Origin of the sequence: Amycolatopsis sp. NPDC004625 (assembly GCF_040609695.1) — a bacterium.
Lineage (GTDB): Bacteria > Actinomycetota > Actinomycetes > Mycobacteriales > Pseudonocardiaceae > Amycolatopsis.
Genome location: NZ_JBEXKX010000006.1, coordinates 118,672 through 139,210, shown reverse-complemented (window position 1 = coordinate 139,210; position 20,539 = coordinate 118,672). Strand labels below are relative to the sequence as shown.

Here is a 20,539-nt window from a genome sequence, read left to right as displayed (position 1 = left end):
GGTGACGTCCGCTTCCACCCGAATGCCGGACATTTTTGAACGAGCGGGCGTCACCCGGCTGCCTTAGCGTCGTTGTACTGGTAAGCAGGCGACGAGACCAGGGGCGGCGAGCATGCAGGATCGGACACGGAGGGCAACAGCGGTCGGTGCGGCGGCGGTCGTCCTCGCGGGTTCGGCCGTGCTCGGGCTGCCCGGCACCGCCTCCGCGGACACCGTCACGGCCAAGTGCGGCGACACGATCAGCGCCAAGCCCGGCGACACGGTCAAGGCCACCACACCGCTGCTCGGCCTCCCCCTGAACCTCGGCGTGGTCACCGAGGGCACGAAGGTGCTGACCGGCACGATCAACGCCATCCTCGGCACGCTCTGCCAGGTCACCGTGAACGTGGTGAACACCGTCGTCTCGCCGGTGCCGGTGGTCGGCGCACCCGCGGCGAGCGCGCTCAACCAGGGCGTCCAGGGCCTGACCGGCGGTGCCCAGCAGGGTCTCCGCACGCTCAGCGGCGGCGGCCAGCCGGCCCCGCAGCAACCCGGCGGCACGGGCGGCAACCCGCAGCAGCCGCCGGCCCAGGGCGGCACCGGTGGCTCGCCCCAGCAGGGCGGCACCCCGGCGGGCACCACGCCGATCCCGGACGCGAACAGCCCGCTCCTGCCCGGTTTCGCGAGCAGCCCGGTGTTCGGCGGCTTCCCGTTCACCCTCGGCACGGGCTACGCCCCGATGCGCGACTACAGCGGCATCCCGTTCGCGACGGCCGGGCTCTTCACGCCGTCGCCGGCGATCCGGTACGGCAGCCAGATCCCGGGTTACGCGCCGCAGTACGGCCTCACCGGTCCGGACGGCGCGGCCGACGGCAATTCCGGCGTGCAGACGGCGGGCCAGGCCGAAGCGCTACCCTCCGCACCGGACGGTTTCACCAACGGGTCGAATCTTCCGCTGCTGATTGCGGTTCTGGCACTCTCCGGAGTCAGTGCGGGCCTCGTCCGCACCTGGGTGCTCCGCCGAATGGCCGCTGCGAATTGATCCAACTGCCGAGTATCTTTCACGTATCTCGGTCGTTCATCCTGATGTTGCTCTGAACGACGCCCCCGTGATCCCCCTGGAGGACATGCTCGTGCGGAAGATCATGACCGTCACCGCCGCGGCCGCGTTCCTGGTCGGCGGCGCGTTCCTTTCCACGGGCACGGCCTCCGCCACCACGACCCTCGTCAGCAACAGCTGCACGGGTTCGGTCACCGGGCAGATGGGTGACCAGGTCTCGATCGACGGGGCTTCGGTCAAGACCCTCGTCACCAACGGCGCGAACAACGCCGGCACCCTCGCGATCGGCAGCTGGGCGGGCGATTCCATCGCCAAGAACCACTCGATCCCGGTGGGCCAGGTGCCGAACACGGCGGGCGGCGAAGCGACCGGCGCCGCGATCGGCAAGGCGGTCCGCACCGCGCTGGCCGCCTCCGGCACGTGGGGCCTCGGCCTCGACTGGAACAAGACGCTGAACAGCGTGGAGAGCACGGTCGCCAAGGGCTGCGGCCTCACGCTGCTCGCGAGCAACTACGTGGCACCGAGCACCCCGGCCCAGCCGGGCACGGGCGGCCCCGGCGGCCAGCAGGGCAATGCCGGGACCGTCCCCGGCGCGTCGGGCAACCTCTCGAACCTGAACCCGGGCGCCGCCGGCGGCACGGGCGGCAGCGCCCCGATGCGCGACTACAGCGGCATCCCGACGGCGACCGCCGGCACGGCCGTCGCGCCCGGCGTGCGCTACCCGGCGAACGGCACGCTCCCCGGTGACGCGTCGGCTCCGCAGGCGGGCGTGGGCGACCAGAGCGGCCAGGGCGCGGACATCCGCGACGCCGGCAACGCGCAGTCGCTGGCCTCGAACGGCGCGTCGAACGACGTGCAGCTGCCCATGCTGATCGCGGTGATCGTGCTGGCCGGCGTGACCGCGGGTCTGGTGCGCACCTGGGTGCTGCGCCGGGCCGCCTGACCCCCCGGCGTCCGGTCCTGCCGGTACCCCCAGGTAGCCTTACCTGGACAAACCCTCCTGCCACGGACAGTCCGTGGCCGCGAGCCCATAGGAGGTGAGTGGTTGTGTCACGCCATTACGAGGTAATGGTCATCCTGGACCCCACGCTCGACGAGCGCACGGTCGCCCCCACGCTGGACAACTTCCTCAACGTGATCCGCACTTCGGGCGGTTCCGTGGAGAAGGTCGACGTCTGGGGCCGCCGCCGCCTTTCGTACGAGATCAAGAAGCACGCCGAGGGCATCTACGCGCTGCTCGACCTGAACTCCTCGGCCGACGCGGTCAAGGAGCTCGACCGGCAGCTGTCGCTGCAGGAGACCGTGCTCCGCACCAAGGTCATGCGTCGCGAGATCAAGCGCGCCGCGGCCAAGCCCGTCGCCGCCAAGGCCTGAGCCGAAGGGTATTCCCGATGGCTGGAGACACCGTCATCACGGTGATCGGCAACCTCACGTCCGACCCGGAGCTGCGCTTCACCCCTTCCGGTGCGGCGGTCGCGAACTTCACGGTCGCGTCCACCCCGCGCACGCTCGACAAGCAGTCGGGCGAGTGGAAGGACGGCGAGGCGCTGTTCCTGCGCTGCAACATCTGGCGCCAGGCGGCGGAGAACGTCGCCGAGTCCCTGACCCGCGGCGCCCGCGTCGTCGTGCAGGGCCGCCTCAAGCAGCGGTCGTTCGAGACGAAGGAAGGCGAGAAGCGGACCGTCGTCGAGCTCGAGGTCGACGAGATCGGCCCCTCGCTGCGCTACGCCACGGCCAAGGTCAACAAGGTCAGCCGCGGTGGCGGCGGTGACTTCGGCGGCGGCGGTGGCGGCGGTGGGAACCGCGGCGGTGGCGGCGGCGGCATGCCGGCCGACGACCCGTGGGGTTCCGCGCCCGCCGCGAGCAGCGGTGGCGGCGGCTTCTCGGACGAGCCCCCCTTCTGATCTCGTACACATCCACAAAGATTTGAATTACCAGGAGTAGACAGTGGCCAAGCCACCCATCCGCAAGCCCAAGAAGAAGGTCTGCGTGTTCTGCAAGGCCGAGAAGAAGGGCCGCCCGGAACTGATCGACTACAAGGACACCAACCTGCTGCGGAAGTACATCTCCGACCGCGGCAAGATCCGTGCCCGTCGCGTCACCGGCAACTGCAGCCAGCACCAGCGTGACATCGCCATCGCGGTCAAGAACTCCCGCGAAATGGCGCTGCTGCCCTACACCTCGACCGCGCGCTAAGGGAGGGCACTGACATGGCGAAGATCATTCTCACCACGGACGTGGCCAACCTGGGCGGCCCCGGCGACATCGTCGAGGTCAAGGACGGCTACGCGCGCAACTACCTGCTCCCGCGGGGCTACGCGATCGTGGCCTCCAAGGGCGCGGAGAAGAACGTGCGCACGATCCAGCGCGCGCAGGAGAGCCGTCGCATCCGCGACCTCGACCACGCCAAGGAGATCAAGGCGACGCTGGAGGGCCTCGGCGCCATCCAGCTCACCGGCAAGGCGGCCGAGGGCTCGAAGAAGCTCTTCGGTTCGATCACCGCCGGCGAGATCGTCGACGCGATCAAGGCGGCCGGTGGCCCGCTGCTCGACAAGCGCGTCATCGAGCTGCGCGACCACATCAAGACCGTCGGCAAGCACTCGGTCGGCGCCCGGCTGCACCCGGACGTGAAGGTCGACGTGCGGCTCGAGGTCAAGGCCATCGCGCAGTAAGGCAGTACGTCGTCGTGAAGGCGGGTCACCCCTGGTGGGTGGCCCGCCTTCACGCTTTCCGGGGAACCCCGGACAAGGCGGCGGCGTCGGAGGAGAATGAGCGCCGGATGCGAAGGGGGTTGAGTGGGATGGGCAACGAGGTCAACATGTCCGCGCCGGCCGGTGGGGGCGGTGGCTTCACCTTCGACGCCGGCAAGATCGACGGCGTCATCAAGAAGTGGCAGGACCTGCAGGCCGACCTGAAGCGCGACTACGACGACGCCAACCTGATGGCGAACGTCAAGGCGCCCGGCAAGGAGTTCGCCAGCAGCGACTGGGAGAAGCTCGCCAACCCGTCCGGCAAGGCGTTCCTCGAGCAGAACCGGAAGATGCAGGAGTACGTCAAGAACTACATCGACGCGCTCACCGCCGCCAAGCAGAAGATCACCACCAAGGAGTCGGACACCCAGGCCGACCTTTCGAAGACGAGGACCCAGGCCACGTGAACCGACGACTGATCGCCGTCCCCGCGCTGGCCTTCGCCGTGCTCGCCCTCGCCGGCTGCGCGGGCCAGACCCGGGGCACCGCCAACCCGGCGCCCGCGTCCGAGACGAGCAGCGAAAGCACCACCCGGTCCACCGCCGACACCGCCCCGCACGTGCCGAGCCCGCTGAACACCGGCTCGATCACCTCGGACGCCTGCGCGACGCTGTCGGCGTCGGCGCGCTCCGGCCTCGCTCTCGGCGAAGGGCGCCCGCGCACCACCGGCAACGGCCCGAGCTGCACGTTCCAGGAAGCCGCCGACCCGGGCAACCAGATCGACGTGACCACGGTGACGGCGAACAAGAACGGCCTCCAGGACGTCTACGACACGAAGGCCAACGACGCCTACTGGGGCGAAACCCAGGCCGCCGGGTACCCGGGCGTCTACGCCGCCGCGGTGGACGACCGCAAGAGCGGCAAGTGCGGCCTGTTCGTCGCGGTGACCGACCAGCTGGCGGTCAACATCCTGGTGCAGTACGACAACGGCGCCGGGGCGTCGGACCCGTGCCCGGTCGCCATGAAGTTCGGCGAGGCGATGATCCACACGCTGGGAGGCTGAGGTGCTGGAACTGGTGCTGCTGGGCGGCTTCGCCGCCTACAACATGGCGACCACGCATTCGGACGACCACACGTCGGTGCAGGGCGACCGCAAGATCGACTGCTACGACATCTGGGAGAAGATCACCACCGGTCCCGGCCCGGGTTCGATCGAGAACGGGCAGGCGGCCGCGAGCCGGCTGAAGGGCGCCTACCAGGAGCGGCTCGGCACGATCGACGACCTGGCCAAGGAGATGGACGCGGCCTGGACCGGCGGCGGCTCCGAGGCGGCGCAGCAGGCCGGCGCCCACCCGCTGCGGGTGTGGATGGAGGACTCCGGCACCAAGCTCACCGATTCCGACAAGTACCTCGGCGAGCAGCACAACGCGTTCACCACGGTGCACGCGCAGGTGCAGCAGGTGCCGAAGGACCCGCCGAAGAACAACCTGCTCAACGCGATCACGCCGTGGACGACCGACACCGACCGCGCGATCCGCGACTACAACACCAAGGGCCAGGCCAACGTCGACGCCTTCAACACCTACTACAAGGCGAGCAACGACAACGGCCAGAAGATGCCGACGTACTCCGCGCTCAAGGGCCAGCAGGAGAACGTCAACGTCGACGGCGGCAAGGACGGCAAGAAGAAGCCGGGCGGCGACGACGGCACCACCGGAACCGGGAACCCGAACGGCACCGGTTCGGTGCCCGGCGGCGTGAACATGCCGGGTCCGGGCGGCGTGCCGTCCTTCCCCGGCGGGCCGAACACGCCGGGCGGCAGCTTCGACCCGTCCAAGGTGCCCGGGTTCGACCCGGGCAAGCCGCCGAACTTCGACCCGTCGAAGGTCCCCGGCGGGAACTTCGACCCCTCGAAGATCCCGGGTGGCAACTTCACCCCGCCGAGCTTCGACGACGGCACGCACTCGTCGGGCTTCACCCCGCCGAAGATCCCCGGCGCCGGCGGCTTCGGGCCCAGTGGCTCGGGCGGCGGCGCGGGTGACTTCTCGATCCCCGGCGGCGGCTTCGGCCCCGGTGGTTCGGGCGGGATCGGCGACCCGGCGGCGGGCTTCGGGCCGGGCGGCGTGGGCTTCGGGCCCGGCGGTTCGACCGGCGCGGCCGTGCCCGGCGGTGCGGGTTTCGGGCCCGGCGGCTCGGGCGCCGGCGCGGCGGGTGGTGCGGCCGGGGCGGGCGCGGGCGCGGGCCGGGCCGGGGCGTCCGGGATGGGTGGCATGGGCGGCATGCACCCCGGCGGCGCCAAGGGCCAGGGCGGCGGCGACGAGGAGCGCACGTCGAAGTACCTGCTCGGCGACGACCCGAACGACATCTTCGGCACCGACGAGCTGACCGCGCCGCCGGTCATCGGCGAGTAGCGGACGCGGGAGCGTCAGGCGCGTGCCAAGATGGGCGCGCCCGGCTCTTGCGGGTTCACCAACGGTTTTCACTCTTCACTGGGGGCAAGCGCGGTGCTGGACAGGCAGGTCACCATCACGACCGGCACCCTGGTCAACCTGATCCGGCGCCGGGGCGGCGAGCCGCACGTGGTGCTGTCCGAGAAGCCGGCCTGGTACGGCGACGAGGCCCAGCGCGCCGAGGACGAGCGGACCAACGCCGAGCTGGCCAAGGCCGGGTTGTTCGGCCCGCGCGGCATGCACCCGGGGTTCGTCGCGACGGTCGAGGCGATCGCCCGGCCGCAGCTGGAGTACTACGGCTGGATCGACGGCGGGTTCCAGGGCAAGCCGGTGAGCTACCGGCTGCTCGCCGGCTCCGCGGGCGGCGAGGCGTTCGTGCTGGCCAAGCACGAGGAGCTGGACGCCGTCGTGCTGGAGTCGACGAAGCCGCACGAGCTGCTCGACGACTTCCTCGGCCAGATCCCCAAGCTGGCGCCCGGCCGCGGGATGCCGCTCGCGGTGCCGAAGAGCCGGCTCGAAGGGACCGCCCGCGGTGACGAGGGCGGGTTCGCAGTGCTCCGCAGCGACCGCCCGGCCGAGGGTTCGCAGGAGGCCGACGAGCTCCGCCGGATCCTCGCGTTACGCCGGATGGGGAGTGGCAGCCTCTACGTCGCGGCCCGCAACCGCACCGGGGCGCGGCACCGGATCGAACGCCCGGTGAACTACATCGATACGTCGGAAGGCCGGTGGCTGACCGAGGAGGTTCCGGGACGTGGCGAGAACCGGATCGCCTTCACCCCGGCCGACCAGCGCGTTCTCGCCGACCGGTTACGCAGCGCACAGGGCCGGCTCACCGCGGCCTGACGCGGACGCCGTTCAGCCCTCCGGGTCACGCCTCCACTCTCCGTGATATTCATCCACAGGCGCCGCGGGTCAATGGGTTCGAGCTGGTCCACGACACGCCGAAGAACGGACTTCGCGCGACACGCCGGACGAGTTTTCCGCGAGTTCTCCACACCATGTCCACAGCCTTTGACCTGCGCATTCACCAAAGCCGATCACGTTTGTCCCCAACTTGTCCACAGCTCTCGCGGCACCTGTGACTGGTTACCCCCATTCATCCCCAGGTTGTCCACAGAAGGGTCCCCAACCCAAATTGCCATCGGCCTTCCGGGGGATCTAGCGTGCCCGCTCGGGCCTGTACTCACGGTGGCGTTCCGCGTGTCTGCACCAGCTGACCGAGGTTGTCGCCGATCATCGGGAGCGGGCCCGGGGGACGAGAGCACGGGCGCCAGCCGCGTGCTTCGAGAGCGAAGATCCGGCATACTCGAACGGGTGTTCGACAACTGAGGAGGTGTCCGGGGCGGTGGCGCTGACCGACGACCGCAGTCCGATGTACGCGGAGTCCGACCCGGGTCCCAGCGACCCCGGTCCGGGCGGTGGTGGCTTCGACCGCCAGCCGCCGCAGGACATCGCGGCCGAGCAGTCCGTGCTCGGCGGCATGCTGCTGTCCAAGGACGCGGTCGCCGACGTCATCGAGGCGCTCGGCCCCGACGACTTCTACAAGCCCGCGCACCAGGCGATCTACGACTGCATCCTCGACCTCTACGGCCGCGGCGAGCCGGCCGACCCCATCACCATCTCGGCGGAGCTCGAGCGGCGCGGGGAGCTGGGCCGCGTCGGCGGCGCGCCCTACCTGCACACGCTGATCGCGACGGTGCCGACGGCGGCGAACGCGGGCTACTACGCGGAGATCGTCTCGGAGAAGGCCGTGCTGCGCCGCCTGGTCGAGGCGGGCACCCGGATCGTGCAGTACGGCTACGGCGCGGCCGCGGCCGACGGCGCGAACATCGACGAGGTGGTCGACCGCGCGCAGGCCGCGATCTACGACGTCACCGAGCGGCGGACCAGCGAGGACTACGTCGCGCTGGAAGAGCTGCTGCAGCCGACGATGGACGAGATCGACGCGATCGCGTCCCGCGGCGGCCAGTCCCAGGGCATCCCGACCGGCTTCACCGACTTCGACGAGCTGACCAACGGCCTGCACCCCGGCCAGATGATCATCGTCGCCGCCCGGCCCGGTGTCGGCAAGTCGACCCTCGGCCTGGACTTCGCGCGCTCGGCGTCGATCCGGCACGGCCTGACCAGCGTCATCTTCTCGCTGGAAATGAGCCGCACCGAGATCGTCATGCGCATGCTCTCGGCCGAGGCGAAGATCCGCCTCGCCGACATGCGCGGTGGCAAGATGTCCGACGACGACTGGACGCGGCTGGCCCGCCGGATGAGCGAGGTGTCCGAGGCACCGCTGTTCGTCGACGACTCGCCGAACATGACGATGATGGAGATCCGGGCGAAGGCGCGGCGGCTGAAGCAGCGCAACGACCTCAAGCTCGTCGTCCTCGACTACCTCCAGCTGATGACGTCCGGCAAGCGCGTCGAGTCGCGGCAGCAGGAAGTCTCGGAGTTCTCGCGGCAGATGAAGCTGCTGGCCAAGGAGATCGAGGTCCCGGTGATCGCGATCAGCCAGCTGAACCGTGGTCCGGAACAGCGGACGGACAAGCGCCCGATGCTGTCCGACCTGCGTGAGTCCGGCTCACTGGAGCAGGACGCCGACCTCGTCATCCTGGTCAACCGCCCGGACGCCTGGGAGCGGGACGACCCGCGCGCGGGCGAGGCGGACCTGATCATCGCGAAGCACCGCGCCGGGCCGACGGCGACGATCACCGTCGCCCACCAGCTGCACTACAGCCGGTTCGTCGACCTCTCGCACGACTAACCGAGGGCGCCGTACCCGCGGACGAACGCGGTGAGGAGCCGGCCGAAGTTTTCGCGGTCCTCGTCCGGCCAGTCCGCCATCACCTCCGCGAACACCCCGCGGCGGAAGGCGTGCAGCTCGTCCAGGTGCGCCTGGCCGGCTTCGGTCGGCACGAGCACCGCACGCCGTCCGTCGCGCTGGTCGGCTTCGCGGCGGAGCAGTCCTTGCTCGACAGCGCGCGCCACGAGCCGGCTGGCGCGCGGCTGGTCGACGCCCATCGCGGCGCTCAACGCCGTGACCGTGCCGGCTTCGCCGCGTTCGGCGAGCTCCTCGACGACGTCGAGCAGCTCGAGCACGGGATCGTGCGCGCCGCGGCCTCTCGCCTTCCCGATCCGACTGAGGGCTCGCCGCTGCTGGCTGCGGCGGATCGCGATCATGGCGCGCTCGACGTCGGCCACCGCGTCCGTCATGGTTGCTCCACCTCCGAACTACATGTACTTTTACATGTAGTTGTTCATCGACATCCGGAGTCCTCATGAAACCCCTCGGCTGGTGGCTTCGCCACCTCCACGAGCTCTTCGAATCCTCCATGGCCCACACGCTCGAGGCGGAATCGCTGACCCGCCGGCACTGGCAGGTACTCAACACGATCGCCCTCGGCGCCCGCACGCCGGAGCAGGTCGACGCGGCGATGGCGCCGTTCGTCATCAGCGAAGGCCCGATGGCACCGAAGGTGGCCGACCTGCGCGCCCGTGGCTGGGTCGCCGAAGACGGCACCCTGACCGCCGAGGGCCGCGAAGCCCACGCCCGCGTGGAGGGCCGGATCAAAGCGTTCCGCACAAAGAGCTTCGAGGGCATCAGCGACGACGACTACCGCACCACGATCCGGACGCTGGAGCGCTGCGCCGCGAACCTCGAACCCGCCTGAGGAATAACCCGGGACCGCCAGGCGTCAGGTACTCTAGTAGTTGAACTTTCAATCACTGGAGCGACCGATGACCCGCACCCCGGTTCTCTACCTCAGCCACGGCGCCCCGCCGCTCGCCGACGACGTCACCTGGACCCGGCAGCTCGCCGGCTGGTCGGCCGGCCTGCCGAAGCCCCGCGCGATCCTGGTCGTGTCGGCGCACTGGGAGGAGGCGCCGCTGACCCTCGGGGCGACGACGACGGTGCCGCTCGTGTACGACTTCTGGGGCTTTCCCGAGCGCTACTACCAGGTGAAGTACGCGGCTCCCGGTGCACCGGAGCTGGCGGCGAAGGTCCGCAAGCTGCTTCGCTCGGCTGAGACGCCGGTCCACGACGCGCCCGAGCGCGGCCTGGACCACGGTGCCTACGTGCCGCTCGTCGAGATGTACCCGGACGCCGAAATCCCGGTGCTGCAGATCTCGATGCCCTCGCTCGACCCGCGGGAGCTGTTCGACCTCGGCCGCAAGCTCGCGCCCCTGCGCGACGAAGGCGTGCTGATCATCGGCAGCGGCTTCTTCACCCACAACCTGAGCGGCATGGCCCGTTCCACCGACGGGACACCGCCGGCCTGGTCGGCCGAGTTCGACCACTGGGGCGACGAGGTCCTGCGCAGCGGTGACGTCGACACGCTGCTCGACTTCCGGCACAAGGCACCCGCGGCCACGCTCGCGCACCCGCGGATCGAACACTTCGCGCCGTTGTTCGTCTCCCTCGGCGCCACCTCGGACGAGAAGTCCGGCCGCACGGTGATCGACGGCTTCTGGCACGGACTGGCCAAGCGTTCCCTCCAGTTCTCCTGACCGCGGACGCGAGCGAGCCCCAGGAGCCGGTTCGGCTCCTGGGGCTCTTCGTCTCCAGGGAAGGAGAGCTATTCGGTGTTCGCGGGGGAGGACCCGCATCCGCGGTCACGTCACCGGCACTCCGTGCGAGGTTGCCCTCGCGGCGCGGTGGAGAGCCGGCCGCCGTGACAGCGGGGTTCGTGGGCCGGCGGGTTCCGGGGAACCCGCCGGCTTCACCGCACTACTTGCGCTTCACCAGGCCCAGCAGCTTCGCGAGGAAGCCGGTGGAGTCCAGGCCCGACATCGCCGGCACCTGCGGGGCGCTGTCGAGCACCGGCAGCTTGGCCTTCACCGGCAGCTGGGCCGGGACGGCCGGGACGGCCGGCAGGTCCGCACGCTCGGTGTGGCCCGGCAGGACGTTGCCCAGGGCGGGCAGCGCCGGCAGACCGGCGGCCGGGAGGGCCGGGGTCGGCAGGGCGGCACGCTGGGTGTGCGCCGGCACGAGCCCACCCACCGCGGGCAGCCCGGCGGTCGGCAGGAGGCCACCGACGGCGGGCAGGCCACCGGTCGGCAGGAGGCCACCCACGGCCGGCAGGCCGGCGGTCGGCAGGCCGGCGGTCGGCAGGCCGGCGGTCGGCAGGCCGGCGGTCGGCAGCAGCCCACCGACGACGGGCAGCGCGGGCAGCGCGACCGGCAGGCCGGCGGCCGGCAGGTCCGCACGCTCGGTGTGGCCCTGGCCCGGCAGGGTCTGGCCGACCGAGGCCAGCCCGGCCACGGTGGGCAGGCCCGCCTTCGGCAGCGCCGGCACACCGGCGGCCGGCAGCTGCACCAGCTTCGTGGCCGCGGCCAGCGGGTTGCCCACCGACGGCAGGTCGGCACGCTCGTTCAGCGGCGTGGTGACCGGCAGCGCGGGCAGGCCCTGGGTGGGCAGGCCCTGGGTGGGCAGGCCGGCGACCGGCAGCGCGCTGGTCAGCCCGTCGAGCGACGGCAGCCCGCCGAGCAGCTGGGTGATCGGCAGGGTGCCGGTCAGCCCGTCCACCGACGGCACGTTGCGGCTGGCCAGGGTGCTGCGGACCTCGGACAGCGACGGCAGTTCGTCGGCCGCCAGCTCCGAGCCCTCCTTCGGGAACAGGTCGGTGTCCGCGGCTTCGCCGTCGATGCTCGTCGCGTTGGTCGCGTACGCGGTGGCGACGCCGAGCAGCTCGAGGGGCACGCCGTAGATCTGCACCGGCAGCGCGAACGCGTGGTACAGGTCGAGGCCCGACAGGGCGGACTCGTCGCCCTGGGTGACGGAGGTGCCGCCGTTCTTCGTGGTCAGCATGTTCTCGCCGACGGCGTGCGCGACGCCGCCCACGGTCGCCGAGTCGCCGAACAGCTGCGCGATCGCGGTCACCGGCAGGTCGAGGATGTTGCCGGAGATCGCGCCCTCGACACCGGAGGTGGTGTCGTTGCCCGAGTTCGTCACGTCGGTCATGTTGACGCCGACGCCCTTGGCGACCCCGCCCACGCTCACGGCGTCACCGAAGACCTGCGCCACCGGCAGCGCGTCCACGCCGACGATGTTGCCGGCCACGCTGCCGCCGTCACCACTGGTGGTGGCGTCGCCGCCCGCGATCGACGAGACGTCGTTGGTGCCCACGCCGGTGCCGAGCGCGCCACCGGCGAGCCCGTCGCCGAAGACCGAGCCGGCCCCCGCGATCGGGGCCTTCACGATGTTGCCGGTCAGCGCGCCGAAGCGGCCGTCGGTCACGGCGTCGCCGCCCGCCGTCGCGTCGGTGATGTTGTCGTTCTCACCGGTGCCGATGCCGCCGACGGCACCGCCGACGCCCATCGCCTGCAGCGGCAGCGCGATCGGGGCCTCGATGATGTTGCCCGCGCCGGCCCCGCCGGGACCGTGGGCCTTGACGGCACCGCCCGCGTTGGACGTCGTGTCGGTCGAGCCCTTGCCGTGGCCCTGGCCGATGAGGGCGCCACCGATGTTGGCCGCCTGCACCGGGATCGACGCCGGGACCGTGCCCAGGTTGGAGCTCAGGAAGCCGCCGTCGTCCACGGTGCTGCCACCGCCGCCGCCGGAGACGACCTTGGTCTCGTCGGCCGCGCCGGAGCCCTGGCCGATGAACGAGCCGCCGATGCCGAAGACCTCGGCGGGCAGGCCCACCGGGACCTGGACGATGTTGCCCGAGCCGGACGAGTTGGCGCCCTGCGTGCCGTCGTACGCCCCGGCGGTGACCGTCTTGTCCTCGGTCGCCGTGCCGGTCGCGTTGCCGATGTGGCTGCCGCCGATGCCGAAGACCTCGGGCGCGCCCGCGGCCTGGGTGTTGACGATGTTGCCGCCGAGGAACGCGCCGTTGCCCTTGGTGTAGCTGCCGTTGCCGGCGTTGGCGTCGGTCGTGTTGTCGTGGACGGCGTCGGCCTGGCCGATGTAGGTGCCGCCGATGCCGAAGGCCTCGACCGGCAGCGCGACCGACGGGTTGAGCACGTTGCCCGACCCGCTCGAGTCGTCACCGGTCGTCTTGACGAAGCCGCCCGAGTCGACCGTGCTGGAGGAACTGCCGGGGGCGGGGATGCCGGCCGAGGCGTTGCCGATCCACGAGCCCGCGACACCCGCGACGTTCGCGATCGGGGACAGCGAGGCGGCCCCGCCGTTGCCCGACAGGAACGAGTTGTCGCCGCTGGTCTCGAGGTAGGTCGGGATGGCGAGGCGGCCCTTGCGGGTGCTGCCGGCCTTGGCGTCCGCGGAGGTGTTGCAGCCGTCGGAGTTCGACAGCGAGCCCCACACGGCACCGGAGTTGCAGTTGAACTTCACCGGCAGGGCGATCGGCGCACCGACCACGTTGCCCGAGCCGGAGGCGTTGTCACCGGCGCTCAGCAGCGAGCCGCCGGAGGCCGCGACGGTGTCGGCCGAGTAGCCGTGGCTCTGCCCGTTGCCGAGCAGGTACGAAGCGGCGTTGCCGGTCACCTGGACCGGGGTGGCGAACTGGCCCGCCACCACGTTGCCGGAGAGCGCGGAGCCGTTGCCGTTGGTGGCGACGTCGCCGGTCTCGGTCGTGCTCTGGCTGGCCGAGCCGCCGGTCACGCGGCCGGTGCCGCCGGCGACACCGCCGCCGTTCCCGGCGATCTGGACGGGGAGCGCCCAGTCGAGGGCCACGGCGTTGCCCGCGAGGCTGGAGTCGCGGCCGGTCGTCTTGATGTCCTGGTCGTGCGACCAGCTCTGCGTGTGGTCGCCGCCCTGCACGTTGGCGTCGCCCACGACGCCGATCGCGTTGTCGACGATCTGGATCGGGACGACGACGTCGCCCGTGACCTTGTTGCCCTTCAGGTTGTTGTGGCTCGGGGTGAAGACGCCCGCGCCGTCGGCCTTGTTGACACCGCCGAGGGTGCTCTGGCTGATCGGGCTGTCTTCGTCGAGCTGCTGCGCGGCCTTGTTCGCCGCGTTGGTGACCGGCTTCGTGCTCAGCTCCGTCTGCCCGGCGGGCAGGTCCAGCTGGCCGAAGGGGGTGCCGACCGCGTTGTTGGCTTCCTGGATCGGAGCCGTGACGTTCAGGTCGAGCGGGGAGGCCGGGGTGTCGGGGTTGACGTTCTCGTCGGCCGAAGCGATGCCGGTACCCAGCATCAGCAACCCACCCGTGACAAGTGCGGTCTGGAGTCCGCGCTTTGCCCACGTCTGCATGGGGTTTTTCTCCTTTATTTCGGGTTCCCTTGCGGGCTTGTGAGGGTGCGCTCGTCGAATTCGAAATGAGTCCGAGCCGCACCGAGGGGGTGATGGACTTCGTGCGGGCGCACCAAGGCGCACCGCCGGCTCACGGGAATGGAAGTGACGCGACGCCGTCAGCGAAGGACGGACGTGGGCGCGTCAGCGACCCGTGAAGGGAGGTGTTCAGTCAGGAGTGACGCCGGGCTGTTCGCCCGGGGTGCGCAGCGAGTGGCGCAGGCCGGCGCGGGTCATCGCCGCGACGGCGGTGTCGACGGCTTCGGTCGTCCACGAGGGGACGCCGAAGTTGAAACCGTCGAGGTGTCCACCGGGGGCAGTGCTGCCACCCGGGGCGGTGGGGACGGCCGGCGCAACCGGAAGCTGCGCCGGGGACAGCGGCGACGGCAGGTCACGGTGCTCGTCGCGGGACTGGCCCGCGACACCGGTGACGTCGTCGTGCTGGAGACCCGCCGGCATCGCGTTCTGCACCGCGGCGGGGAGTTCGATGGTGGTGACTTCGCGCGTGCCGGCTGCTTCGCCGACGCTCGAGGTCACCGGCTCGGTGGCCGAGCTGCCACCCGGAAGGCCGGGCAGCGGGACCAGGGTTTCCCGGCCCGCCGGGTCGAGCAGCTGCCACACCTGGCGGCCGAAGTCCTTGGCCGGCGCGGGAGCGATGGTCTGCTCGATGACCTGGCGGGTGTCCTCCGGCTTGCGGGCGATGTGCTCGAACGCGCCGAGGGTGCGCTCCGCCGGGCTCAGCACCGCGTCGTCGGCGAGGTCCGCCACCGAGCCACTGACGCGCTCGGAGGCTTCCCGCTCGACGGCACTGGCGTCGGCGGGGCTGCACGGGCGGTGCGGCTCGCTCCACGTCGTCGCGTCCTGGTGGCAGGCCGTCTCGGCGACCCCGCCGGCGATGCCGCCCGCGAAGTGCGCGGTGCCGTGGTTCACGTCGCCGAGGCTGCCCGCCGTGGCGTCCGTGACCGGGGTGACGGAGGCGGTGCCGACCTCGACGGTGTCCGCGGAGGCGGCCGCGCCGGAGACGAGCCACGCGGCGGCCGTGCCGGCCACCGCACCACCGAGCACCAGCAGCGCACGCGACACGAGCCGGCCGACGCGGTTCGCGCCCTGCCCCTCGTTCGTCGCGGTGTTCGCCACTGGATCGGTCTCCTCGGATCGGGTGATCAGCCGGCCACATGCCGTTGCGAAAGCGACCTAACCAAACCGGCGCGGCGCCGCGCACCTCCGACCGGACTTGATGCCCCCATCGTGTGAAAGACACACCGTGTAACCCGGTTTGACGATCGGTGATCATGCCTGGCCGCCGAGCGTGTCGGACGCGGCTGCCGGAAAGCGCCGAATCGGGCGGCCCAGCCGCTACGGTGGGCCGGTGAGCCACGCGCGACGCGAAGACCCGTTCCTGCCGGAGCACGAGGACGTCACCGGGCTGATCCCCCGGGGCCTGCGCATCAGCGCGGCGCTGGCGTGGCGGTTCATCGTGGTGGTCGCCGCCCTGTACGCGGTGGTGTGGGTGATCGGCTACCTGTCCGTCGTCGTCATCCCGCTGGGCATCGCCCTGCTCGTTTCGGCCCTGCTCGCGCCGGCGGTCCAGAAGCTGGTGGCGGTGCGGTTCCCGCGCGGGCTGGCGACGGCGATCGTGCTGATCGCCGGGCTCGCCGTGCTGGGCGGGCTGCTGACGTTCGTCGTCACGCAGTTCTCCTCCGGCCTGCCCCAGCTGCAGCAGCAGGTGAACGCGAGCCTCGACCAGATCAAGAACTGGCTCCTGTTCGGGCCGCCGCACCTGCGCCAGGAACAGATCCAGGACTTCATCAACCAGGCGATCGGGTTCATCCAGAACAACCAGGCGTCGATCACCACGACCGCGCTGACCACGGCGAGCACCGTCGGCGAGATCCTCACCGGCTTCCTGCTGACGCTGTTCATCACGATCTTCTTCCTCAGCGGCGGCGAGGGGATCTGGACGTTCCTGGTCCGCGCGGTGCCGAACCGGGTCCGCAACCGCGTCGACGTCGCCGGGCGCCGCGGGTTCGCGTCGCTGGTCAGCTACGTGCGGGCGACGGCGGCGGTGGCCGTCGTCGACGCGGTCGGCATCGGCATCGGCCTGTGGATCATGGGTGTGCCGCTGGTGATCCCGCTGGCGACGCTGGTGTTCATCGGCGCGTTCATCCCGATCATCGGCGCGGTCATCACCGGCGGCGTCGCGGTGCTGATCGCGCTGGTGACGAACGGGTTCATCGGCGCGGTGATCGTGCTGGCCATCGTGATCGGCGTGATGCAGCTGGAGAGCCACGTCCTGCAGCCGCTGCTGCTGGGCCGGGCGGTGAAGCTGCACCCGCTGGCCGTGGTGCTCGCCATCACCGCCGGTCTGGTCGCGGGCGGGATCGCCGGCGCGCTGATGGCCGTGCCGCTGCTGGCCGTGCTCAACGCCGGGGTGCGGTCGCTGCTGCACGAAACCGATCCCGACCCGGCCGCGGTGGACGTCCTGAAGGACCAGGCGGCCCAGCCGAACGACGCCGAGCCCGGGTCGTCGAAGGCCGAGATCGCGACGGTCGGCGAAGCCGAAGCCGACTCCTCCACGGCGGAGCCGCCGAAGCGCGACGAAAAGCCGTGACCGTCCGGCGGTCGCCCGACCCGGTCACGCCCATGTGGCGGGGGGTGCTGGCGTTCCGCGTCCTCACCTGGGCGTTCGCCTGCGCCACGGTGATCGTGCAGAGCGGCCAGTACCGGCGCGAGTGGCTGGCGTGGGCGATCCTCGGCGTGATGGCCGTGTGGTCGGTCGTGAGCAGCTTCCTCTACCTGCGCGAGCGGACGCGGCCGCCGGCGCTGGTCGTGTTCGACCTCGTGCTGAGCACCGGGCTGCTGCTGACTTCGCCGTGGGTGCTCAGCGACACGCAGTTCGCGCTCAACGTCCCCCTGATCACGACGGTGTGGGCGGCGGTGGCCCCGGTCGCCGCGGGCGCGCGCTTCGGCGCGGTCGGCGGGGTGCTCGCCGGGCTGGTCGTCGGGGTGGCGACCGCGCTGGCCCGGGAGAAGTTCGACCTCGACGTCGCCCGGGACGGCGTCCTGCTCGCCGCCGCCGGCCTGCTGGTCGGCATGGCGGCGACGATGGCCCGCCGGTCCGCCGCGCGGCTGGAGCAGGCCCTGCGCAAGGAGGCGGCGACAGCCGAGCGGGAGCGGCTGGCGCGGTCCATCCACGACAGCGTGCTGCAGGTGCTCGCCCGGGTCCGCAAGCGCGGCAACGAGGTCGGGGGCGAAGCGGCGGAGCTGGCCCGGCTGGCCGGCGAGCAGGAGATCGCGCTGCGGTCGCTGGTGACCACCGAGCCGGTGGGGCGCAACGACAGCGGCCGGGCGAGCCTGCGCGCCGCGCTGCAGGTGCTCGCCACGTCGTCGGTGCAGGTCTCGGCCCCGGCCGACGACGTCGAGCTGCCGGCGCACGTGACCGGCGAACTGGTCGCCGTGACCCGCGAAGCGCTGGCGAACGTCGAGAAGCACGCCGGCCCCGGCGCGCACGCGTGGGTGCTGCTGGAGGACCTCGGCGACGAGGTCGTGGTGAGCATCCGCGACGACGGACCGGGCATACCGGACGGCGTTCTCGAGCAAGCCGCCGCCGAAGGGCACCTCGGCGTGGTGGAATCCATCCGGGGCCGGGTCCGCGACCTCGGCGGGAGCGCGAACCTCGACACCGGGCCCGGCCGGGGCACGGAGTGGGAGGTCAGGGTGCCGAGCACGAGGGGTGCGAGATGAGCGACGAGCCGCGGATCTCCGTGATGGTGGTCGACGACCACCCGATCTGGCGCGACGGGGTGGCCCGCGACCTGAGCGAGCACGGCTTCGACGTGCGGGCGACCGCGCCGGACGCCGGCGCGGCGCTGCGGATCGCGCGGACCGTGCAGCCGGACGTCGTCCTGATGGACCTGAACCTGGGCAGCAGCTCGGGGGTGGACGCGACCCGCGAGATCACCGCGGCGCTGCCGTCGACGAAGGTGCTGGTGCTCTCGGCCAGCGGCGAGCACAAGGACGTCCTGGAGGCGGTGAAGGCCGGCGCGTCCGGCTACCTGGTCAAGTCGGCGTCCGCGGCGGAGCTCGTCGACGCCGTCCACCGCACCGCGGCCGGCGACCCGGTGTTCACCGCGGGCCTGGCCGGGCTGGTGCTCGGCGAGTACAGGCGGATGGCCGACGCCCCGGCCGAAGGCGCCGAGCCGCCGCGGCTGACCGAGCGCGAAACCGACGTCCTGCGCCTGGTCGCGAAGGGGCTGACCGCGCGGCAGATCGCCGAGCGGCTGGTGCTCTCGCACCGGACGGTGGAGAACCACGTCCAGTCGACGCTGCGGAAGCTGCAGCTGCACAACCGCGTCGAGCTGGCCCGGTACGCGATCGAGCACGGCCTCGACGAGGACTGACGCTCAGGGCAGGACCGCGAACCCCGACCAGGTGCCGGCGGGCAGGGCGGCCTGGCTGAGCCGCCACTGCGGTTCGCCGGGGTGCCAGGCGGCGAGGACGCGGTCGGCGAGCACCAGGTCACCGGCGTCCGACCAGTCGAAGCCGCGGCCGAGGTGCTCGGTGATGAACGGCATCCCGGGTGCGTGGTCCCAGGTCGGCCCGTCCGGGCGCAGCAGCCAGATGTCCTGGGTCTGCGTGTTGGTGCCGCGGTAGGCGGCGTTGGCGAAGTCGACCGCCCAGATGGCTCCTTCCCGCGAGGGCACCACGGTGGGCGCGGCGCCGATCGAGGGCCGGCTGAGCTTCTTGCTGCTGTTGTCCCGCAGGTCGACCAGGGTGAGGTCGGTCAGGCCGTCGAGCAGCAGCCAGTCGCCGGCGGCGCCGAGGATGCGCGGCGCCTGCCGGATCGTGCGGCCGGTCGCCGGTTCGACCAGGGCGTCGGTCGACTCGGCGGAATCGGCGTTGATGGTGATCAGCAGGCCGTGCGGGGTCTCGGCCCGCACCCGGGTGCGGCAGCTGGCGGGCTGGCCGGGGCCGAGCGCGCCCGCGGTGAGCGAAACGTGCTCGAGCCGGCAGGTGTCCGGCGCGTCCTGCCGGATCAGCCACACGCCTTCGCCACCGGTGTCCGGACCCGCCGAAAAGGCGCGGCCGAGGGACCGCGGCGGGCTCGACGGCCCGGTGTACTCGAGGATTTCGGCGGGTTCGGCGTCCCGGGAGTACAACGGGCTGACCGTCAGGACGACGTGCTTCCCGACCCGCACGACGGCCGGCCGGACGTCACCGCCGGGGTAGCCGGGCGCGGTGGCCGCGGCGCCGCGGTCGGCGTCGAACAGGGTGGGTGCGGTGGTCGCCAGCAGCGCGGTGACGCCGATGCCGCCGGTTGCCTGGATGCCGGAGAGCTCCGTGAGCGGAGCGGGTGGCGGCGGCGGGGCCTCGGCGGTGCACCCGGCCACCAGGACAACGGCCGCGAAGGCGGCGGCGCGAACTACGGGTCCGTTCAGGGTTTTCCCCCGATCTCCCTGGTGGAATCCAGTTCTACCATCGTCGACATGGGCGAGGAAGAGACCGCGGCAGCGGAACCGGTGACCGAAACCAAGCCGTTGGGCGAGCGCGATCTCCGGGTGTCGGACGACGAACGCGAGCACGTCGTCAACGTGCTGCAGAAGGCGATCGGCCGCGGCATGATCGACCTCGACGAGTTCACCGAGCGCACGGACCGCGCGCTGGCGTCGCGGACCCGCGGCGAGCTGAACGCCGTGCTGGCCGACCTGGCCGGCCTCTACCACCCGGCCGCGGCCCTCGCCGCCGCGCCGGCGTACTCGGCTCCGGTGGGTTACGGCGGCTACTCGCCCGGCCCGCGCGTCGAGCTGAACGCGAAGTACTCGTCGCTGCACCGCGGCGGGCCGTGGGTGGTGCCGTCCCAGCTGGTCGTGCGCAACAAGTACGGCTCGACGAAGCTGGACTTCACCGAGGCCCAGGTGCAGTCGCCGGTGGTGCACATCGAGCTGGACGCCAAGTGGGGCTCGGTCGAGATCATCATCCCGGAGCACGCGGCGGTGGACCTCAACTCGATCGGGGACGTCAAGTTCGGCTCGATGGAGGACAAGACCCGCAGCAACGGGCGGATGGGCAACCCGCGGTACGTGCTGAGCGGCCGGGTCCACGGCGGTTCGCTGGTCGTCCGGCACCCGCGGCGCGGGCTGTTCGGCTAGCCGGGGCCCCTCTGCCCCCGGCG

21 protein-coding genes are annotated in these 20,539 nt (G+C 71.6%); 17 read left to right on the top strand and 4 right to left on the bottom strand.

All coding sequences use genetic code 11. The annotated features are described in order from the left end of the window. Positions 1–112: 112 nt before the first annotated feature. The 11 genes from ABZW17_RS08990 to dnaB all read left to right on the top strand — a co-directional run bounded on the left by ABZW17_RS08990 (position 113) and on the right by dnaB (position 8,934). On the top strand, positions 113–1,021 hold the full coding sequence (locus ABZW17_RS08990; RefSeq protein ID WP_354811250.1) for a hypothetical protein: 909 nt from the start codon (positions 113–115) through the stop codon (positions 1,019–1,021). An 85-nt stretch (positions 1,022–1,106) separates the two neighbouring features. Then, positions 1,107–1,982 carry a hypothetical protein gene (locus tag ABZW17_RS08985; RefSeq protein ID WP_354811492.1) on the top strand — a complete coding sequence of 292 codons (876 nt, stop codon included), beginning with the start codon at positions 1,107–1,109 and terminating at the stop codon, positions 1,980–1,982. Between the two features lie 104 nt (positions 1,983–2,086). Next, on the top strand, positions 2,087–2,413 hold the full coding sequence (rpsF, locus tag ABZW17_RS08980; protein WP_354811248.1) for a 30S ribosomal protein S6: 327 nt from the start codon (positions 2,087–2,089) through the stop codon (positions 2,411–2,413). Between the two features lie 17 nt (positions 2,414–2,430). Further along, positions 2,431–2,943, top strand: coding sequence for a single-stranded DNA-binding protein (locus ABZW17_RS08975; protein ID WP_354811246.1), 513 nt, complete (start codon positions 2,431–2,433; stop codon positions 2,941–2,943). A 43-nt stretch (positions 2,944–2,986) separates the two neighbouring features. Next, positions 2,987–3,235: a 30S ribosomal protein S18 gene (rpsR, locus tag ABZW17_RS08970; RefSeq protein WP_003098744.1), complete on the top strand. Its 249-nt coding sequence runs from the start codon at positions 2,987–2,989 to the stop codon at positions 3,233–3,235. 14 nt (positions 3,236–3,249) lie between these two features. Beyond that, on the top strand, positions 3,250–3,711 hold the full coding sequence (gene rplI / locus ABZW17_RS08965) for a 50S ribosomal protein L9 (RefSeq protein WP_354811244.1): 462 nt from the start codon (positions 3,250–3,252) through the stop codon (positions 3,709–3,711). 128 nt (positions 3,712–3,839) lie between these two features. Beyond that, the gene (locus ABZW17_RS08960) at positions 3,840–4,196 is read left to right on the top strand and encodes a hypothetical protein (RefSeq protein WP_354811242.1); all 357 of its coding nucleotides are present in this window, start codon (positions 3,840–3,842) and stop codon (positions 4,194–4,196) included. Beyond that, the gene (locus tag ABZW17_RS08955) at positions 4,193–4,792 is read left to right on the top strand and encodes a DUF3558 domain-containing protein (RefSeq protein ID WP_354811240.1); all 600 of its coding nucleotides are present in this window, start codon (positions 4,193–4,195) and stop codon (positions 4,790–4,792) included. Before ABZW17_RS08960 ends, ABZW17_RS08955 begins: the two co-directional genes overlap by 4 nt. Before the next feature lies 1 nt (position 4,793). Beyond that, complete coding sequence (locus ABZW17_RS08950; RefSeq protein ID WP_354811238.1) at positions 4,794–6,140, top strand: hypothetical protein; 1,347 nt, start codon at positions 4,794–4,796, stop codon at positions 6,138–6,140. 93 nt (positions 6,141–6,233) lie between these two features. Continuing rightward, a complete protein-coding gene (locus ABZW17_RS08945; RefSeq protein ID WP_354811236.1) occupies positions 6,234–7,022 on the top strand; it encodes an ESX secretion-associated protein EspG in 789 nt (262 codons plus the stop codon). A gap of 502 nt (positions 7,023–7,524) precedes the next feature. Next, a complete protein-coding gene (gene dnaB / locus ABZW17_RS08940) occupies positions 7,525–8,934 on the top strand; it encodes a replicative DNA helicase (RefSeq protein WP_354811234.1) in 1,410 nt (469 codons plus the stop codon). Here the strand turns inward: dnaB and ABZW17_RS08935 are convergent. Then, a complete protein-coding gene (locus ABZW17_RS08935) occupies positions 8,931–9,383 on the bottom strand; it encodes a MarR family transcriptional regulator (RefSeq protein ID WP_354811232.1) in 453 nt (150 codons plus the stop codon). The genes dnaB and ABZW17_RS08935 overlap by 4 nt on opposite strands. Positions 9,384–9,448: 65 nt before the next feature. Between ABZW17_RS08935 and ABZW17_RS08930 the strand changes: the two genes are divergently transcribed. Together ABZW17_RS08930 and ABZW17_RS08925 are read left to right on the top strand one after the other, a co-directional pair. After that, positions 9,449–9,841 carry a MarR family winged helix-turn-helix transcriptional regulator gene (locus ABZW17_RS08930; protein WP_354811230.1) on the top strand — a complete coding sequence of 131 codons (393 nt, stop codon included), beginning with the start codon at positions 9,449–9,451 and terminating at the stop codon, positions 9,839–9,841. Between the two features lie 67 nt (positions 9,842–9,908). Then, positions 9,909–10,679: a class III extradiol ring-cleavage dioxygenase gene (locus ABZW17_RS08925; RefSeq protein ID WP_354811228.1), complete on the top strand. Its 771-nt coding sequence runs from the start codon at positions 9,909–9,911 to the stop codon at positions 10,677–10,679. Positions 10,680–10,899: 220 nt separating this feature from the next. On the opposite strand, the gene ABZW17_RS08920 is transcribed toward ABZW17_RS08925, so the two are convergent. Further along, positions 10,900–14,328: a PE-PGRS family protein gene (locus ABZW17_RS08920; RefSeq protein WP_354811226.1), complete on the bottom strand. Its 3,429-nt coding sequence runs from the start codon at positions 14,326–14,328 to the stop codon at positions 10,900–10,902. 207 nt (positions 14,329–14,535) lie between these two features. After that, the gene (locus ABZW17_RS08915) at positions 14,536–15,504 is read right to left on the bottom strand and encodes a hypothetical protein (protein ID WP_354811224.1); all 969 of its coding nucleotides are present in this window, start codon (positions 15,502–15,504) and stop codon (positions 14,536–14,538) included. A 232-nt stretch (positions 15,505–15,736) separates the two neighbouring features. Between ABZW17_RS08915 and ABZW17_RS08910 the strand changes: the two genes are divergently transcribed. The 3 genes from ABZW17_RS08910 to ABZW17_RS08900 are packed head-to-tail and all read left to right on the top strand — an operon-like array spanning position 15,737 to position 18,767. Then, on the top strand, positions 15,737–16,978 hold the full coding sequence (locus ABZW17_RS08910) for an AI-2E family transporter (protein WP_354811222.1): 1,242 nt from the start codon (positions 15,737–15,739) through the stop codon (positions 16,976–16,978). Continuing rightward, positions 16,975–18,111 carry a DUF5931 domain-containing protein gene (locus tag ABZW17_RS08905; RefSeq protein ID WP_354811220.1) on the top strand — a complete coding sequence of 379 codons (1,137 nt, stop codon included), beginning with the start codon at positions 16,975–16,977 and terminating at the stop codon, positions 18,109–18,111. The genes ABZW17_RS08910 and ABZW17_RS08905 overlap by 4 nt, the downstream gene beginning before the upstream one ends. Then, on the top strand, positions 18,108–18,767 hold the full coding sequence (locus ABZW17_RS08900) for a response regulator transcription factor (protein ID WP_354811218.1): 660 nt from the start codon (positions 18,108–18,110) through the stop codon (positions 18,765–18,767). The genes ABZW17_RS08905 and ABZW17_RS08900 overlap by 4 nt, the downstream gene beginning before the upstream one ends. 3 nt (positions 18,768–18,770) lie before the next feature. Here the strand turns inward: ABZW17_RS08900 and ABZW17_RS08895 are convergent, their stop codons facing one another. Further along, positions 18,771–19,757, bottom strand: a complete 987-nt coding sequence (locus ABZW17_RS08895) for a hypothetical protein (RefSeq protein WP_354811216.1) — start codon at positions 19,755–19,757, stop codon at positions 18,771–18,773. 96 nt (positions 19,758–19,853) lie between these two features. On the opposite strand from ABZW17_RS08895, the gene ABZW17_RS08890 reads away from it, so the two are divergent. Then, the gene (locus ABZW17_RS08890) at positions 19,854–20,516 is read left to right on the top strand and encodes a DUF1707 domain-containing protein (RefSeq protein ID WP_354811214.1); all 663 of its coding nucleotides are present in this window, start codon (positions 19,854–19,856) and stop codon (positions 20,514–20,516) included. The last annotated feature ends 23 nt before the right edge of the window (positions 20,517–20,539 follow it).

Excerpts from the sequence above, each read along its gene's own strand:
- ABZW17_RS08990 (WP_354811250.1), top strand. The coding sequence starts at position 113 with ATGCAGGATCGGACACGGAGGGCAACAGCGGTCGGTGCGGCGGCGGTC.
- ABZW17_RS08985 (WP_354811492.1), top strand. The coding sequence starts at position 1,107 with ATGCTCGTGCGGAAGATCATGACCGTCACCGCCGCGGCCGCGTTCCTG.
- ABZW17_RS08975 (WP_354811246.1), top strand. The coding sequence starts at position 2,431 with ATGGCTGGAGACACCGTCATCACGGTGATCGGCAACCTCACGTCCGAC.
- rplI (WP_354811244.1), top strand. The coding sequence starts at position 3,250 with ATGGCGAAGATCATTCTCACCACGGACGTGGCCAACCTGGGCGGCCCC.
- ABZW17_RS08960 (WP_354811242.1), top strand. The coding sequence starts at position 3,840 with ATGGGCAACGAGGTCAACATGTCCGCGCCGGCCGGTGGGGGCGGTGGC.
- ABZW17_RS08935 (WP_354811232.1), bottom strand. The coding sequence starts at position 9,383 with ATGACGGACGCGGTGGCCGACGTCGAGCGCGCCATGATCGCGATCCGC.
- ABZW17_RS08930 (WP_354811230.1), top strand. The coding sequence starts at position 9,449 with ATGAAACCCCTCGGCTGGTGGCTTCGCCACCTCCACGAGCTCTTCGAA.
- ABZW17_RS08925 (WP_354811228.1), top strand. The coding sequence starts at position 9,909 with ATGACCCGCACCCCGGTTCTCTACCTCAGCCACGGCGCCCCGCCGCTC.
- ABZW17_RS08920 (WP_354811226.1), bottom strand. The coding sequence starts at position 14,328 with ATGCAGACGTGGGCAAAGCGCGGACTCCAGACCGCACTTGTCACGGGT.
- ABZW17_RS08900 (WP_354811218.1), top strand. The coding sequence starts at position 18,108 with ATGAGCGACGAGCCGCGGATCTCCGTGATGGTGGTCGACGACCACCCG.
- ABZW17_RS08890 (WP_354811214.1), top strand. The coding sequence starts at position 19,854 with ATGGGCGAGGAAGAGACCGCGGCAGCGGAACCGGTGACCGAAACCAAG.